2 pseudogenes are annotated in these 443 nt (G+C 39.7%); one reads left to right on the forward strand and one right to left on the reverse strand.

Annotated features, from left to right (window positions below):
* Positions 1 to 228: pseudogene (locus tag E3E28_RS10860) on the forward strand (ABC transporter permease); the annotation flags it as partial.
* Between the two features lie 14 nt (positions 229 to 242).
* Here E3E28_RS10860 and E3E28_RS11110 read toward each other — a convergent pair.
* Positions 243 to 443: pseudogene (locus E3E28_RS11110) on the reverse strand (ABC transporter substrate-binding protein); the annotation flags it as partial.

Raw genomic sequence — 443 nt, forward strand, 5'->3', positions numbered from 1 at the left:
ATGGTATTCAGTGGCTGGAACCCAGTAAGGGCATTAATCGGTGGATTTCTCTTTGGATTCTTCGATAACCTCTCAGTGTGGGTGAGAACAAACCCAGCAGTTTCACAAGTTGTTCCATGGCAGTTCGTTGCTACACTGCCGTACATAGTGACAATAGTCATCGTTGCTGGAATAATAGGAAAGGTAAGACCACCAAAGTGGGATGGAAAGCCATACAAGAGAGAGTGAGATTTTCTTTTTTTCTACTTCTTAATCAAAACCCCGACAGCCATTCCAAGTGAAATTCCAACAACCAATGCCAAGAGAACATAAATAACATTGATGCTTTCTGCTTTTGTAGTTTGTTGAATGACTGGTGTCTTTTGGTTCAATGCATTTATCACAGCTTTGGAGTTTTCAATTAAGATTTCAGTGTAAGGTTTATTGACCCAAATTGTGGTTAT

This window comes from Thermococcus sp. 21S9 (assembly GCF_012027635.1).
Lineage (GTDB): Archaea > Methanobacteriota_B > Thermococci > Thermococcales > Thermococcaceae > Thermococcus.